Annotated in this window: 10 protein-coding genes; 1 reads left to right on the forward strand and 9 read right to left on the reverse strand. The window is 67.0% G+C overall.

Annotated elements, in window-relative coordinates; genetic code table 11:
• Nucleotides 1-54: 54 nt before the first annotated feature.
• From AC06E9_RS15205 to AC06E9_RS15240, 8 genes are all read right to left on the reverse strand, one after another.
• Entirely contained in the window at nt 55-1920 is a 1866-nt protein-coding gene (locus AC06E9_RS15205) for a glycoside hydrolase family 127 protein (protein ID WP_259462209.1), read from the reverse strand.
• Nucleotides 1917-4106, reverse strand: a complete 2190-nt coding sequence (locus tag AC06E9_RS15210; protein ID WP_478050357.1) for a formylglycine-generating enzyme family protein — start codon at nt 4104-4106, stop codon at nt 1917-1919. The genes AC06E9_RS15205 and AC06E9_RS15210 overlap by 4 nt, the downstream gene beginning before the upstream one ends.
• Before the next feature lie 37 nt (nt 4107-4143).
• The gene (locus AC06E9_RS15215) at nt 4144-5097 is read right to left on the reverse strand and encodes a ribokinase (protein WP_478056343.1); all 954 of its coding nucleotides are present in this window, start codon (nt 5095-5097) and stop codon (nt 4144-4146) included.
• Entirely contained in the window at nt 5094-6395 is a 1302-nt protein-coding gene (locus AC06E9_RS15220) for a serine hydrolase domain-containing protein (protein WP_478056344.1), read from the reverse strand. Before AC06E9_RS15220 ends, AC06E9_RS15215 begins: the two co-directional genes overlap by 4 nt.
• Nucleotides 6396-6494: 99 nt before the next feature.
• Nucleotides 6495-8669, reverse strand: coding sequence for a TonB-dependent receptor (locus AC06E9_RS15225; protein WP_478056345.1), 2175 nt, complete (start codon nt 8667-8669; stop codon nt 6495-6497).
• Nucleotides 8670-8913: 244 nt separating this feature from the next.
• Nucleotides 8914-9795, reverse strand: coding sequence for a LysR family transcriptional regulator (locus AC06E9_RS15230; protein WP_102789143.1), 882 nt, complete (start codon nt 9793-9795; stop codon nt 8914-8916).
• A 93-nt stretch (nt 9796-9888) separates the two neighbouring features.
• Nucleotides 9889-12336 (reverse strand): sodium:solute symporter family transporter, encoded by a 2448-nt coding sequence (locus tag AC06E9_RS15235; protein ID WP_478056346.1) that lies wholly within the window; start codon nt 12334-12336, stop codon nt 9889-9891.
• A gap of 85 nt (nt 12337-12421) precedes the next feature.
• Nucleotides 12422-13279 carry an HpcH/HpaI aldolase/citrate lyase family protein gene (locus tag AC06E9_RS15240; protein WP_478056347.1) on the reverse strand — a complete coding sequence of 286 codons (858 nt, stop codon included), beginning with the start codon at nt 13277-13279 and terminating at the stop codon, nt 12422-12424.
• A gap of 311 nt (nt 13280-13590) precedes the next feature.
• Here AC06E9_RS15240 and AC06E9_RS15245 point away from each other — a divergent pair, with 311 nt between their 5' ends.
• Entirely contained in the window at nt 13591-13986 is a 396-nt protein-coding gene (locus AC06E9_RS15245) for a barstar family protein (RefSeq protein WP_478056348.1), read from the forward strand.
• 64 nt (nt 13987-14050) lie between these two features.
• Here the strand turns inward: AC06E9_RS15245 and AC06E9_RS15250 are convergent, their stop codons facing one another.
• Nucleotides 14051-14647 (reverse strand): ArsR/SmtB family transcription factor, encoded by a 597-nt coding sequence (locus AC06E9_RS15250; protein WP_121043505.1) that lies wholly within the window; start codon nt 14645-14647, stop codon nt 14051-14053.
• Between the last annotated feature and the right edge of the window lie 41 nt (nt 14648-14688).

Genomic DNA, 14688 nt, shown 5'->3' on the forward strand with positions numbered 1-14688 from the left:
AAAAAGCACGCTGCGGCGTCGGCGGCACCACCGCCGCCGAACCCCGCCGAGACGTCAGCCCGAAGGCGCCAGCGACAGCCAGCTCAACCGCCAGCTGCCGTGATCGCGCCCACCACACCGGTAGTAGGGTTCGAACGTCAGCGGGCCGCGGCACTCCAACTGCACGGTGATCGGCGCGCCCTCGCCCGTGTCGTCGCCCACCTGCAGCCACTGCGAGGGTGGCCGGTCCGGCAAGCGCACCGTCTCATCGGTTTTGTACCCGTCGATCAGGCCGGTGGCATACACCAGCGGGCCGTAGCTCAGCCCCACGTACTCCCAGCGCAGGACCTCCTGCGCGACCGGCGAGCCATCCGGCGCGCGCGATTCCTGCACGTTGATGTTGGCCGCCCGGTGCAGGCGTGGCTGCATCGGCAGCTGCACGCAGAGCGTGTCGCCGGACTGCCAGGTGCGCTGCACGTGCACGAACCCATCCGCGCCCGCCTCGGCCGCCTCGGGCTGTCCGTTGACCTCGATCCGTGCACCTGTCGCCCAGCCCGGCAGCCGCACGCCGATGCTGAACTCGGCGACGCACTCGGGCAGCACGGTGATCGTCACCGTACCCTCGAAGGGGAATCGGGTCGCCTGCAGCAGGGTGACCGCACCGGCCTGCGCGTGCAGCAGCGTGGCCTCGCCCGGCCCGTACAGATTGACCCGCAGCCCACCATCGGCTGCGATGCCATAGGCCACCTGTGGCAGTTCTTCCACGGCCATCGCGCCGCTGGATTTGCAGCAGCGCCAGTACGTGGTGTGCACGCGCCGGCCGTTGGGATAGGTGTAGTAGCACCAGTCCTCGCCATTGGCGGCCATCGCCGCCAGCAGGTCGTTGTAGGCGGTGCGCTCCAGTTCGTCGGCGTAGCGTGCGTGGCCGGTGATGGCCAGCAGCTCACGGTTGAGCTGCATCCACGCCAGTACCGAGCAGGTTTCCACGTAGGCCTGCGGGAAGAAGGTGCGCGGCGCGTTGAATACCTCGCGCGACCGGTGCGCTACCCCACCCCACGGCCCGCCGCCCAGCGTGAGGTGCTGCTCGCGGATGTTGTGCCAGAGCTGATCCAGCGCCCGGCGATGGTCGTCATGCCCGGTGGCCTTGTACAACTTGGCCAGCCCGACCAGGTTCCAGCTGAGCTGATAGGCCTTGCCGGTTGCGATGAAGGCCGCATCCTCACCGGCCAGCGCCTTGTCCAGCAGCGCCAGCCGCGGGTTGGCGTTGGCCTGTGCCAGGATGCGTTCGGCCAGCGCCAGGTAGCGCGGCTCGCCGGTGACCAGATAAAGATCCGCCGCTGGATCGAGCAGCACCGTGGCGGACATGCCGTGGTGGTTGCCCAGTGTGGTGATGTCGATTCCCGATTCCAGCGCCTGCCAACACAGATCGGCGATCCGGCACGCGGCCTGCAGATAGGCCGCATTGCCCAGCGCGCGCCACGTTTCCAGGAAGCCCAGGATCAGATAGCTGTGCGTCCAGATGTCCCAGGTGCGCAGCGCCGGCTCACCGTTCCAGCTCTCCGGCTTGGGCGGTTGCGGCACGGTGAAGCGGCGCTCGGGCGCATAGTTGCCAAGATACCCGTCATCGTCCTGCTGGCTGATCAACCAATCCGCAACGCGGCGCAACGCGGCCTCCAGCGGTGGTTGTCCGCCCTGGGCCACGGCGCGTGCCGTGGCCGACAGCCACTTGCCGGCGTGCTCGCCGTACCAGTCGCCCTCATGATTCTGGTGTTTGTGCGCTTGGCCGAAGATGCTGATCGGCGCACTGTGCTCATCAACGATGAACGTGCTCAGGCGCCCGTTGCGGTTCGCCGCCAGGGCGTCGCCCAGCAGACCCTGCAACGTGACCTGCTGTGGCGGGACCAACGTCATGCCGCGGGCGGCGGGATGCAGACGGTTCATGCCGCGTCCACCACGCAACGGAAGCCGACCGTGCCCGAGCGGTCCTTGGACGGCCCCATCAACAGGTACTTGCCGTGCTGGTCCAGGCGGTAGGCCTGCGGGAAGTACCAGTGCGAGGTCTGCGGCTGATAACTGCTGCCCCCCCGGAGTACCGCTGCGCGGGTGTGCGCATCGCTGAATTCATCGGTCCACTGCCACACATTGCCGACCATGTCCTCCACGCCGAACGGGCTGGCCCCCTGCGGATGCGCATCGACATCGGCCGGCGGCGTCAGCCGACGGCCGCGATTGACCCGCGGCACGCAGCTGGCATCCCACGCGTTGCCCCACGGGTACAGGCGCTCGTCGGTCCCCTGCGCGGCGTACTGCCATTCCCACGCATGCGGCAGCCGCTTGCCGGCCCACGCCGCATAGGCACGGGCGTCTTCGATCGAGACCCAGGTAACCGGCTTGTTGTCCCAGCCCGCACGCGGCGCGCCGTCCTTCCAGTCGGCCAGGAAGTTGTGGTCATCGGCCGGGCGGTAACCGCTGGCATCGAGGAAGCGCTTGAACGCGGCATGGGTGACCGGGTGGCGGTCGATATGGAACGACGCCAGTGTCATGCGCCGGCGATGGTGGCGACGCGCGCAGTCTTCCCACGGGAACTGCACATCCAGCCCGGCCCAGGTGAAGCCTTCGATTTCGATACCGCCCACCTGGAACAGGAACTCGCCGGCGGGAATCGTGACCATGCCGGCGGGTGCCTCGGCCTGCGCGGGCGTGGCCGCGATGGCCAGCAGTTCCTGCGGGGCGGCCGTCCACGCCGCGGAGTAACTGCTCAGCGGCTGCTTGGCACGCTCGGCGGTCGCGGCCAGGAAGTCATCCAGGCCCTCGATCACGGTGCCGGCGGCCACACTCAGAATCGCGCCGAAGCCGCGCGCTTCCATCGGCAGTTCGATGTAAGCCGCGCCGTCGATGATCCGCGGCGCCAGCGCGCGGCCGTGCCACGCATCGTAGTACCGCATCCCTTCCGCGTGCGGCAGTGCGATCTGCTCACCGTCCACCGCGTACTCGTTGCGGTTGATCATCGTATGCAGCGTCACCCCCTCGCCCGGGAACCGACTGGCGAAGATGCCGCCCTGCAGGCACACCTGGTACGGCTCCCAGTCCATGGACACCACCAGCGCCGGGAACCGGCGGTATAGCGTGGCGATCCGGCGCAGGGTTTCGCCATCGCGTGGGGTGAACTGGTTCCAGACGCCCCAGATGTTTTCCCAGGCGTTGTAGCCGATGCCATTGAAGAAGCAATACTGCAGATCGTGATTGCGGTTGCGGCCCCAGCGGTTCTCGTAGTTGACCATGTGGCGCGGCTCCAGCCACTTCCACTTGGAGACCGGCGGCACCGGGCCATCGGGCGCTTTCTTGCCCCAGCTCTGCACGTTCCAGATCAGCTGTTCTTCGGAGCTGATGGTGGACTCGGGCTGCACCACCACCGGATTGCCACGTGCATCGCAGGCATCGAAGAACGCTCTCGGCACACCATTGAAGGTGTCGCCGTTGATGCCATCGGCACCGACCGCCTTGACGATCTCGGCCAGCCCGTCCCAATGCGTCACGCCGGGGTCGCGGGTGCCGTGGTCCCACGGCTTGGCTGGCAGGAACACCTTGACGCCGCGCTTCTGGAAGGCCTGTACGGCGGTTTTCAATCCCGCCAGGCCGCCGGGCATGTCGTGCGCCAGGTCGAACTGGTTGCGGTCGTCGATGCCGATGTTGGGGTAGATGTACCAGATCAGCACCGAATCCAGCCCGCCGAACCGCGCGGTCACATCGTCCAGATAGCGATCGACGGTGTACTGCCCGGTGGCCGCGTCGAAGAAGTAACGGTCCTCGACCATCATCTGTGCATGCACGAAGTTGCGCTGCGCCCACTGCAGCTCCGGGCGGCGGTAATTCACGTCGGTATAGCCGATCCGGACCAGATGCTCGCGGCGCCAGTCCTTGAGCTCTTCCAGCCAGTCGCCGGCGCTGGCATTGGCGTCGATCATCCAGCTGCCGATGTCGGCGAACGGCCATGCCGGCGCCCTGCCCGGCGTCGGCAGGTAGCGCCCGGTGGTCACGTGCGAGAACTTGTACTCGGTACGGATGGCGTCACGCCCGTAGTCGGCTGCGTCGGTGTCGTAGTCGGGGCTCTGGTACGGCGTGGTCATGGGCAAGGCATCCAGCAGGAAACGAAAAAGGGGGACATCAGCGCGCGCACACCGCTGCCAGCGCAGCATGGGCGGCGGCATCGGGAACACGCGCGGGGTCTGCCAGCAGCGCCAGCACCTCGGCGCGGCAGGGAATGCTCGACTGCGCGCCCAGGCGCGTACAGGTCAACGCGGAGGCAGCGGTGGCGGTCAGCAATGCCTGGGCCATCGGTTGCTGCTCCGCCAGCGCGGCGATCAGGGCACCGCAGAACGTATCGCCGGCCGCGGTGGTGTCGGTGGGCTCGATACGGAACCCGGGCTGCAACAGGATCTGCCCGTCCACGCGGGCCAGACTGCCCCGCGCCCCCAGGGTCACGATCACACAGGGCACCGGCACGCGTGCCAGCCCGGTGGCCAGGTCCGGGGGATGACCGGCCACCACCTCGAGTTCCCCTTCGTTGACGATCAGCACGTCCAGCAGGGCGAGCAACGCGTCGGGCAGCACCTGCGCCGGCGCGGCGTTGAGCGCGACCTTGAGCCCTGCCGCGCGGGCGCGGCGGGCATAGGCAGTGATGGTGGGCAACGGGGTCTCGAGCTGCAGCAAGAGCCAGCCGACCCCGTCCAGCGCAGGCAGGTGTTCCTCGCGCAGGCCCAGGTTGGCGCCGGGTGCAACGGTAATCGCGTTCTCGGCGTTGTCGGCCAGGCAGATGAAGGCGGTGCCCGTAGGCAGCGCAGGATCGCGCACGGCCGACAGCGCCACACCGGCCTCGCGCAGGGACGCCTCGATCGGCGTGGCGAAGTCATCCTCGCCCAGGGCCAGCAGCATCCGCGTCGGCACACCACCGGCCCGCGCGCAGGCCACGGCCTGATTGGCGCCCTTGCCACCGGGGAAGGTGCTGAAACCACGGCCCAGCACGGTCTCTCCGGGCGCCGGCACGTGCGTGGCGCGTACCACGAAATCGAGATTGGCCGAGCCGGCAACGAGGACGGTGGAACGTGCCGCATTACTCATGGGTCTATCGCCTCATCAACGCGGTTGTAGAACGTCGTACTGATGCGCGGCAGATCGTCATTGCCACCGGGCAGATGCTGCAGCATCAGGATCGCGACCAGGCGGCGTGCCGGGTCGATCGTGTAGTAGGTCGAGGCAGCGCCCGACCAGCCGAACGCCCCCACCGAGGCAGTGCGTCCTTTCAGGGCCGGATCCAGCAACACCGAACCGCCCAGCCCGAAGCCTTCGGCATCACTGAACTCGGTCACCGGCCGCGGCAAGGCGGTATGCACCAGCTGGTTCTGCATCATCAGGGCCACGGAGGAAGCTCGAAGCAACTGCACGTCGCCATGGCGGCCGCCGTCCAGCAGCATCTGCGCGAACCGGCCGTAGTCGCCGGCGGTGGAGTACAGGCCGCCGGCACCACTGGGATACGGGCGCAGCGCACTGCCAGGCGCCCGCGCGTGCGCCTCATCGGCGAGTACCAGATCACCGCGCTCACCCATGGTGGTCAGTTCGACCACCCGGGCGCGGTCGCGCGCCGGCACCACGAACCCGGTATCGCGCATGTCCAGCGGGCCGAAGATACGCTGTTGCAGGAACTGCTCGAATGGCAGCTTCCCCACCACTTCCACCAACCGCGAGAGCACCTCGATGGACGTGCTGTCGTAACGGAAGCGCGTACCCGGCTCGCTCGCCAGCGGCACGCGTGCCAGCCGTGCGGTGTAGTCGGCCAGGCTGTCCGCGGCCTGCACCTGCTGGTGTTCCAGCAGCTCGGTGACGGCTTCGAATCCGTCCCCACCCGCTGCGAAACCGGCGGTATGGGTAAGCAGGTGCCGCACGGTCAGCGTCTGCCTCGCCGGCCGCAGCTGTGGCGCCGCGGCGGTGCCCCCGGTGAAGACCTGCAGGCCTGAGAACTCAGGGAGATGGCGCGCCACCGGATCATCCAGATCCAGCCGACCCTCTTCCACCAGCATCAAGGCGGCCACCGAGGCCACCGTTTTGGTCATCGAGTAGATGCGGAAAATGCTGTCACGCTGCATGGGCGTGGCATGCGCCAGATCCTGCCAACCGTAGCCGGCGTCATGCACGATGCGGCCGTCGTGAATTACCAGCGCGACCGCGCCGGTGTAGCCCTGGCGGCCGGTCGATTCGCGGAGGAGAGCATCGACCGCCGGCAGCCGTGGCGGTGAGGCGGGACGTTCCGGCGACGACGCCGCGGCCTGTCCCACCGCCAGCATCAGCCACGCGAGCACGGCCAGGCGTGCCCGGGGGCGGCAATGACGGGCGTGGGCCGGTCCGTGCGATGGCCAGTACATCCGCTCTCCTGCTGTCAGTGGCGGTAACGTCATGACAGGGTAAGGCAATAAAAACGGACCGGCGCTGCAGTGGTTCGCAGCACCGGTCCGCGGTGACGGTCAGAACGTGAAGGTATGGGTCAGCGACACCATGCGGCCACGGCCGGAGAAGAAGTTCTGCCAACCCGGCAACTGCGACCAGGTCAGCACGTACTGCTTGTCCAGCAGGTTCTCGATGCCCAGCGACAGCTTGCCGTAGGTGCCGATGTCGTAGTTCATGCTGAGATCCCACAACGCGTAGCCGTAGGTATCCTCGTCATTGCGGTACACCGCGCCGTTGGACGGATTGACGAAGGTTTCGCGCAGGTCGCGGCTGAAGGTACGGCTCACGCCCAGCGTCGCATCGAAACGATCATTCGGTGTCCAGGTCAGCGAGGCATTGACCTTGTCCGGCGAGATATCGAGGATGCCCATCTCCTTGTTCAGGCCCGAGCCGTCGTAGTACTGGGTCTGGCCGCGGATCCGCGAGTACAGCAGCGTCGCCTTCCACTGGTCGTTGAAGGTCCAGGCGCTGTTCAGTTCAACGCCTTCGATCCGGGTCGGCGCGCGGGTGAGGATGAAGTCCTCGGTCACCTTGTCCACGGTCAGCGATGAGCCGAACTCGGAGGTCGAGCGGTAGCCTGAGATGCCGACCTGTGCCTGCTCGCCGCGCCAGTTGAAGCCCACTTCCTTGTTCTTGGTGATCAGCGGCTGCAGATCGGCGATGCATGCCACTGCCTTGCACGGGCTGTTGGCCTGGATATTGCGCAGCGGGATACCCACGTTGGCGATACCGAAGCCTTCCGAGTACGAGGCGAACACCGACCACGCATCGGTGATGCGCCAGATCGCACCGAAGTTGGGCAGGTTGGCCTTGTAGTCGAGCTTGCCGCCCTGCACCGGGGTGAAGTCGCGGTAGGCGGTGGTGGTGTAACCGTCGATTTCCAGCTCACCGTCTTCGCGGCGGATGCCGGCATCCAGCGTCACCGGGCCGATGTCCCAGCTCAGCTGCGCGTACGGCGCCAGGCTGGTGTATTTCATCGGCGGCACCCAGACCCGGTCGGTCAACGCCAGGCGCTGTTCAGCCGTGTCTTCCACCAGGTCCAGACCGGTACGCAGGCGCAGGCCCTCCACCGCGAACAGGCCGCTGTAGGCGTAAGCCACACGCAGCCCCTTCTTCTCGGAGTTGATCTCCGACTGGTCCCAGATGCGGTCGGCTTCCGGCGGGGCCGGCTTGACCAGCTGGCGGTCGGCGCCGTTCTCCGGCACATAGCGCATCGCCTGCTTGGCCCAGTACAGGTCCACGCTCAGGTCACCGCCGAAGAAGTCGGCATGGGTGTACTTGGCAGCGAACTGTTCGAAATCGTTGAACTCGGCCAGCGAATCCTTGATCGAGCCCTTCTCCGCGGTATTGGTGCTCGGAATCGGGCACTCCACGGCGTCGTAGCGGCAGCCTTCGACCGGAATGTAGTTGTGCTTCCCACCGATATGGAAGTTGCTGTAACTGGCCTGGATGCGCTGCATCTGGCCCTCACCAAAGTTGTAGCCGCCCTTCAGGAACAGGTTCTTGCTGTAGGAATCGGACAGCGAACCGGAGGTGTTCAACCCCACCCGGCGACCGTCGCCGTCGTAGGCGATGCCGCGGTCGATGTAGGCGCCGCTGATCAGGAAGTCCGCCGCATCGCCCTTGAAGGTGTGGGTGATGCCGATCTTGGACTGCCCGCTGTCATCCTTGAACTGGGTGCCGTAGCGCGTGCTCACCGTGGTCTGGTGGCCGTCCACTTCCGGATTCTTGGAAAGATAGTTGATGACGCCACCGGCACCGCCGATGCCCTCGGCAGCCGACGGGCCGTTGATCACTTCGATGCGGCCGATCACGCCCATATCGGTGAACGTGCCGTTGCGGCTGCCTTCGCGCAGCGGGGAGCCCTGCGGCACACCGTCGAACAGGCGCAGCGCGACACGGCCGCGCAGGGTCTCGCCACTGTTGCTCATCGCCTGGGAGGATTCGGAGTAGCCCGGCACCATGCGTGCCAGCACGGCCGTGGCGTCTTCGGTCAGGTTGAGGGTGCGCTGCACCTGTTCCTGGTTCACGACGGTCACTGCACCGGGGACCTTCTCGATCGAGATCGGGGTCCGGCTTCCGGTCACGATCACCTGGTCCAGATCGGTGGGCGTCGTGCTCTGCGCCATGGCAGGGTTGATGACACAGGCGAACAGTGCAGTGCTGATGGCCGCGGAAAGTGGCTTGATCATTCGTTTCTCCCCCCCAAAAAAGGAAATGCGGGACAGCCGGCCGGGGAGCCGTCGCCACCGATGACGCGCGTGGGCTTTCGCCCTTCCGCCGGTCGATGCGGTTCCCTTGCGGGTCTCCACGTCCTGTCCGGCAACGAGGCGAGAGCCTAGGCGCGGCGTCATGGCGATAGAACTGTGCTCAGGTATGTTCAAAGCCTAGGATTTGTTTCGCTTCGCACGGCGCACCGCGCGAAAACCCGTGGTGTCAGCGTTGCGGCTCGGTCAATGCGACACGCGCTTCCTCCAGCAGCACGTTCACCAGGCGGATGCGCACCGACGAACGCGACCAGACCACGCCAATCCGGCGCGGTTCGCTGCACTGCGGCAAGGGAATGCGCACGACATTCAATCCTTCCGGCCATGGCTTGGCCCAATCCGGCACCAGTGACACGCCGAGCCCGCGGTCGACCATGACCGCGATGGCGTTGAGTGCATTGAGCTCGAACCGCTCGCGCGGCACGATCCCGGCCTGTCGCAGGTAGTCATCGGCGAGGCGACCGCCCCATTCGTGGCGGTCGTAGCGGATCAACGGCTGCTCGCGCAGCAGCTCGTGCGGGTCACGGCTGCCCAGATGGGCCGGCGCCAGCACCACCAGCGGCTCCTCGCGCAGCTGCTGCCACTTGCAGGTCTTGGGCAGCGCGAAGGGGGCCTGCAGCACCATCGCCGCATCCAGATCGCCAGCCTCCACCGCCCGGTACAGATCGGCCGAGTAACCCGGCTTGATGAAGACGTTGATCTGCGGGAACGTCGCCACCATCCGCGACAGGATGTCCGGCAGCAGGCCGGCCAGCGCGGTCGGGCACGCGCCCAGCCGCAGCTCGCCGGCCAGGTCGTTTTCGTTGGCCACGCTGCGCAGGTCGGCCACCTGGCGTAGCAGGTCGCGCGCCCGCTGCAGGATGCGCGCGCCGTCCTCGGTGACGCTGACGGTGCGCCCGGCGCGGGCGATCAGCGGCGCGCCGAGTTCACGTTCCAGCGTGCGGATCTGCTGGGCGACCGCGGCCGGTGTGATATGCAGCGAGCGGGCCGCGGCAGCCATCGAGCCGCGGTCCACCACCGTTACGAACGTACTCAGGAACTGGGTTTCCACGGATTACCTCTCAGCGCGTGAGCAACCTACACGAGCCACTGGCGCAATGCGATTGGACCAATGGCCCGTGCGCCGGCGCCTCAACGGTGCTGGTCATGGAGCTGCCGCTTCGGCCGGGGTATCGCGGTAGATGGTCAGCCCCTTCAGCGAGCGGGTGGGTGCCGGGAAGAACAGGCTGGCCACATAGCCGATCACGATGCACAGCAGGATCGAGATCGCCAGATAGAAGTACGGGTGCACCAGGTTCATGCTCCAGCAGACCAGCGTGATCAGGATCGAGCCGGCCACACCGATCGCCACGCCCGGCGCGTTGGCGCGGCGGGTGAACATGCCCAGCGTGTAGGCACCGGCAAAACCACCGCCGAGCAGGCCGGCCAGTTCGATGGAGACATCAAACAGCGAATGGATGTCATAGCGGCTCATCACCAGCGCGATGCCGATGCCGATCAGGCCCACGCCCACGCCGGACCATTCGGCCACGCGCACGGCGGTTTTCTCGTTCGGGTCCTTGACCAGTTTCTGGTAGAAATCCACCGAAACCAGGGTCGAGATCGAGTTGATGATGCTCGACAGGGTCGACATCGCCGCGGCGAAGATGCCGGCGATGATCAGCCCGGTGACACCGGCCGGCAGCTCGGCGGCGATGAACAGCGGGAAGGTCGCATCGATCGGCAGCAGGGGATTCAGGCGTTCGGGGTTGTTGCGGTAGTACATCCACAGGGCCGTACCGATGCCGTAGAACACGAAGCCGCCGGGAATCATGATGGCGGCAAATGCCCAGATCGATCGCCCGGCTTCCTTGTCCGAGCGCGTGGACAAGGTGCGCTGCATCAGCACCTGGTCCTTCGGGAAGGTCAGCACCACATCGAACACCACCAGGAAGATGAAGCCCCACACCGTGGCCTTGGTGAGGTCGAAGCTGAAATCGAACAGCTTGGTCTTGTCCTCCGCCGCGGCCGCACTCAGCAGCTGCGGCATGTCGCCGCCGGTCTGCAGGAAGATGAAGCCGATCGCGAACAGCGCGCCGCCGAACATCACGATCACCTGCACCACGTCGGTCCAGATCACCGCCTTGGAGCCGCCCACAGTGGAGTAGATGATCGTGAACACGCCCATCAGCATGATCGACCAGACCACGTCCACGCCGGTGATGGTGGAGATCGCCAGCGCCGGCAGGAACAGGATCACGCTCATGCGGCTGCCGATCTGCATCACGATGCACAGTGCGCTGGACAGCATGCGGATCGCCGGATGGAAGCGCGTTTCGAGGTAGGAGAACACGCTCATCAGGTCCAGCCGGCGCAGCAGCGGCACGATCCAGACCGCCACGAACATCAGGCCCACGACCGCGATCAGGTTGTTGGTCAGGTACTGCCAGTTGGTATCGAAGGCTTTGGCCGGGATGGCGATGAAGCTGATCGAACTGGTGTTGGTGGCATACAGGCTGATGCCGGCCGCCCAGAACGGAATCGAGCGCCCACCGACGAAGAAGTCCGCCGTGGAGGCGTTCTGGTCCTTGAGATAGAAGTAGAAGCCCATCCCAAGCATGGCCAGCAGATAGACGCCGATCACCGTCCAGTCCAGCCAGCGCAGCAGGTGCTTGCCGCCCTGCAGTTCGGCGTACTGGAGCTGGCTGCCGGTGGCGCCCGCGGTGGCCCAGGCCAGTCCGTTGCCCCACGCCGTGACGGCCTGCGGTGCTGCGGCAATCGGCGTGTCCAGTGTCGTCCATGCGTCGGTGATGGTGTGGAAGGTGCGCGCCTGGGTCACGCCGCTGCCGTCGTTCACCAGCATCAGCAGATGCGCCTGGCCCAGCGCGCGCATCGAGCCGGCGATGATCGTGCCGTCCGGCGACGCGACCTGCTGCCAGCTGGCGTCGGCATTGCGGCGCCACAGCTGGTCGCTGCCCGTGCCGGTGCCCAGGCCCAGGTACAGCGCGCCTTTCTGCGCCTGCAATGCGCTGGCAACCCCCTGCTGGGGCAGATCCTCCAGAGGCTGCCAGGCGGCGTTGCCTGCCGCCGCGGTGCGGCGGTAGAGCTGGGCGCTGCCAGCCGCATCGTTGCCCACCAGATACAGCGCGTCACCGAAGGTGGCCGCCCGCGCGTTGCGCAGCCGCGCGGGCAGCGCAATGGCCGCGCCGAACACCAGCGCGCCGTTGTTCAGTACCACCGGCTGCAGGCGGTCGCCGAGCGCATCCCGGCCCTGCAACAGATAGGTGCGCCCGGCCGCGCTGACGCTGCCCTCAAGCCCGCCAAGCTGCCCTGCGGCCGGCGCCGCCAACGCCTCCCACGCCTTGTTGTCGGCGCGCAGCTCCCAGGCACCGTCATGGCTGAGTGCCACCAGGCGCCCGTCCACATGTACCAGCCCGCCCGGCGCAATCTGCGCCGGCAGTGCCGGCAGGTTGCCGGCCGCCACCGTGGTCAGGCTCTCGGCGGCCACGGCGCCACTGCCGGCAAGCAGGACAGCGGCGGCAACCAGCTGCACGCTGCGCGCGCAGCGCCGGAGCACAGTGGAAAGGAACGCGGACGGTGCAGGCTTGTGCATGAAATTACCCGGAAGAAGTGCGGCAACGCCGAAGCCGGCAAGAGCGCAGGTAAGAGACAGTGGTCGATGCATCCCGATACCGCAATCAGGCAAGCGGGGGAGAAGATGCGGCAAGCAGGGCTTGAGCACGGCGCAGGTACGGCAGGTCGATCATCCGGCCTTCAAACAGGAACGCGCCGTGCCCCTGCCCTTCGGCACCGGCGGCGGCGGCAACAATCCGCTGCGCCTCCGCGAACATCGCCGGCGGCACGCTGAAGGTGGCGTTGGCCAGGGCAACCTGGCGCGGGTGGATGCAGCTTTTGCCGATGAAGCCCAACTGCCGGGCCATCTGCGCCTCGGCCAGGAAACCGTCGCTGTCGGCCACGTCCGGAAACGCACCGTCGCAGGCGAACACCTGGGCTTCAGCGGCCGCCAACCGCAGCGCGAACAGCGTGGCATGCACGTTGCTCGGCTCACGGTCGATGCCATTGGGCGAAAACAGGTCACCCAGCCCCAACTGCACTCCGGCCACGCGCGGGTGCGCGCCGGCCAGTTCGGCGGCGATGCGCAGGGCCTTGGGGGTTTCGATGTTGATCAGCAGCCCGATCGGGCGCGTCACGCCGTTGCGCTGCTCAGCCCGTTCCAGCCGGGCGATGGCCGCCAGCAGCTGAGCCACCGATTCAATCTTGGGCAGGTTGAGCAAGTCCACACCGGGGAGCGCCACCGCATCCAGGTCCGCGCCGAAATGGGCGCTGTCCGTCCCGTTGCTGCGCACGATCAACTGCTTGTCACCGGCGCCGCCCTGCACGCGGCGCAGGAAGCCGGCGACCTGGTCGCGGGCCTGGGCCTTGCCGGCCTCGGGCACCGAATCTTCCAGGTCGAAAGAGAGCGCATCGGCCTCGCCGGCCATGGCCTTGTCGAACAATTCCGGCCGGGCGCCGGGGACGAACAGCTTGCTACGCATGGTTTTCCCTCATCAACCCGCGCAGTCTGCAGAATTGGAAGCCCTTTAAAAGTGCGGTCCCGGACATTCATTGGATAGCATTTGTTTCGACCGCCGAATGCGCTGCAGTGCACCACGAGAAGAAAAGCGTCGGACATCACCGTGTTGCACGCACAATCGATCGCTGCAACCTGCCGGGGTGACCGCCCACGTCGCGCCTCGGGCAGTCACCCAACCAACGCGTCACGAGGACTGCTGCCGATGCATGAACCCACTCTGCCGCCGACAACCACCGCCCGGTGCGCACCGCACCTGGACGCGCGGCCCTGGGGATGACCGGTCCCACCCTGGTGCTGGACGGAAGCGCCATCCACGACATCGCCGGCTTCTACGCTGAGATCAACCGCGTGTTCATGACCAGCGAGGACTGGCAGCTGGCCCCAAGCCTGGATGCACTGGATGACCTTCTCTATGGCGGCTACGGCGCACTGGCCGGGCACGCATCCGCCACGGTGCGCTGGACGCACATCGCACACAGCCGCGCCGCGCTCGGGGTGGCGGCCACCCGCGCCTGGCTGCAGGAAAAACAGGCGCGGCCCGGCGTGTTCAGTGCCGCGAGAATCGCCACCCAGCTGGATGCGCTGGAACGCGGCGCCGGCCAGACCTATTTCGACCTCATCATGGACGTGTTCGCGGCCCACCCTACCCTGCACCTGCGCACGGACTGACCGGCTGTGCATCGCGCACGCGCGCTCTCGCCGCGGCACGCCCGACGATCGTGCCGAGCCGCCGTCAGTCCTTGCGTTTGTCCGTCACGCTGGCCAGCACCACTGTCAGCAGCAGGGGCTGGCCATCCTCGGCCTCGTCACCGGCTTGCAGGCTGGCCTGTTCGAGCTCGCCTATCAGCGCGTTGATGCGCGCCAACTGGGCAGCGTCGGCACGGAACGACAGATGGCGCACGGCACAGTTGCGCTGGCTGCCGTCGAAGCGCGCCGCCGCCTGCGTGGCGGCGGCCGAGAACGCGCGCAAACTGGCACCCACCGCACTGCTGGCCACTTTGATCAGGTTCCTGCGCCCGCCCGGCGTGCGCAGTGCGGCGGCCGAGGACAGCTGCCGCGATACCACGGCATAGACCGCTTCGGGCCGGCGACCGGTGCTGCGCCGTTCCACCACCTGCACCAGGCCCGCCTCTTCCAGCCGCTCGAGGTGGTGGTAGAGCGCGGTAACCGGGCGCCCCAGACGCTCGCCCAGCTCGCGCACGGTGGCGTGGCCGTCAATATCCAGCCGCTGCAGGATCGCCAGCCGCGGTGAGGACGCCATGGCGCCCAGCTGGTCGGGGGTCAGTTCCAGGGCTCGCGGTGCATGAGGGCTTGCTAGGGGTTGGCTCATAATTCAAACTATAGATTAAAATTGAATAATAGGTGATTCGT

This window comes from Stenotrophomonas sp. Steno-Z10-BAI, from assembly GCF_056393115.1.

What these genes read in the sequence shown, in the direction of transcription:
- AC06E9_RS15205 (WP_259462209.1), bottom strand. Translation starts at nt 1,920, where the DNA reads ATGAACCGTCTGCATCCCGCCGCCCGCGGCATGACGTTGGTCCCGCCA.
- AC06E9_RS15210 (WP_478050357.1), bottom strand. Translation starts at nt 4,106, where the DNA reads ATGACCACGCCGTACCAGAGCCCCGACTACGACACCGACGCAGCCGAC.
- AC06E9_RS15215 (WP_478056343.1), bottom strand. Translation starts at nt 5,097, where the DNA reads ATGAGTAATGCGGCACGTTCCACCGTCCTCGTTGCCGGCTCGGCCAAT.
- AC06E9_RS15220 (WP_478056344.1), bottom strand. Translation starts at nt 6,395, where the DNA reads ATGTACTGGCCATCGCACGGACCGGCCCACGCCCGTCATTGCCGCCCC.
- AC06E9_RS15225 (WP_478056345.1), bottom strand. Translation starts at nt 8,669, where the DNA reads ATGATCAAGCCACTTTCCGCGGCCATCAGCACTGCACTGTTCGCCTGT.
- AC06E9_RS15235 (WP_478056346.1), bottom strand. Translation starts at nt 12,336, where the DNA reads ATGCACAAGCCTGCACCGTCCGCGTTCCTTTCCACTGTGCTCCGGCGC.
- AC06E9_RS15240 (WP_478056347.1), bottom strand. Translation starts at nt 13,279, where the DNA reads ATGCGTAGCAAGCTGTTCGTCCCCGGCGCCCGGCCGGAATTGTTCGAC.
- AC06E9_RS15245 (WP_478056348.1), top strand. Translation starts at nt 13,591, where the DNA reads ATGACCGGTCCCACCCTGGTGCTGGACGGAAGCGCCATCCACGACATC.
- AC06E9_RS15250 (WP_121043505.1), bottom strand. Translation starts at nt 14,647, where the DNA reads ATGAGCCAACCCCTAGCAAGCCCTCATGCACCGCGAGCCCTGGAACTG.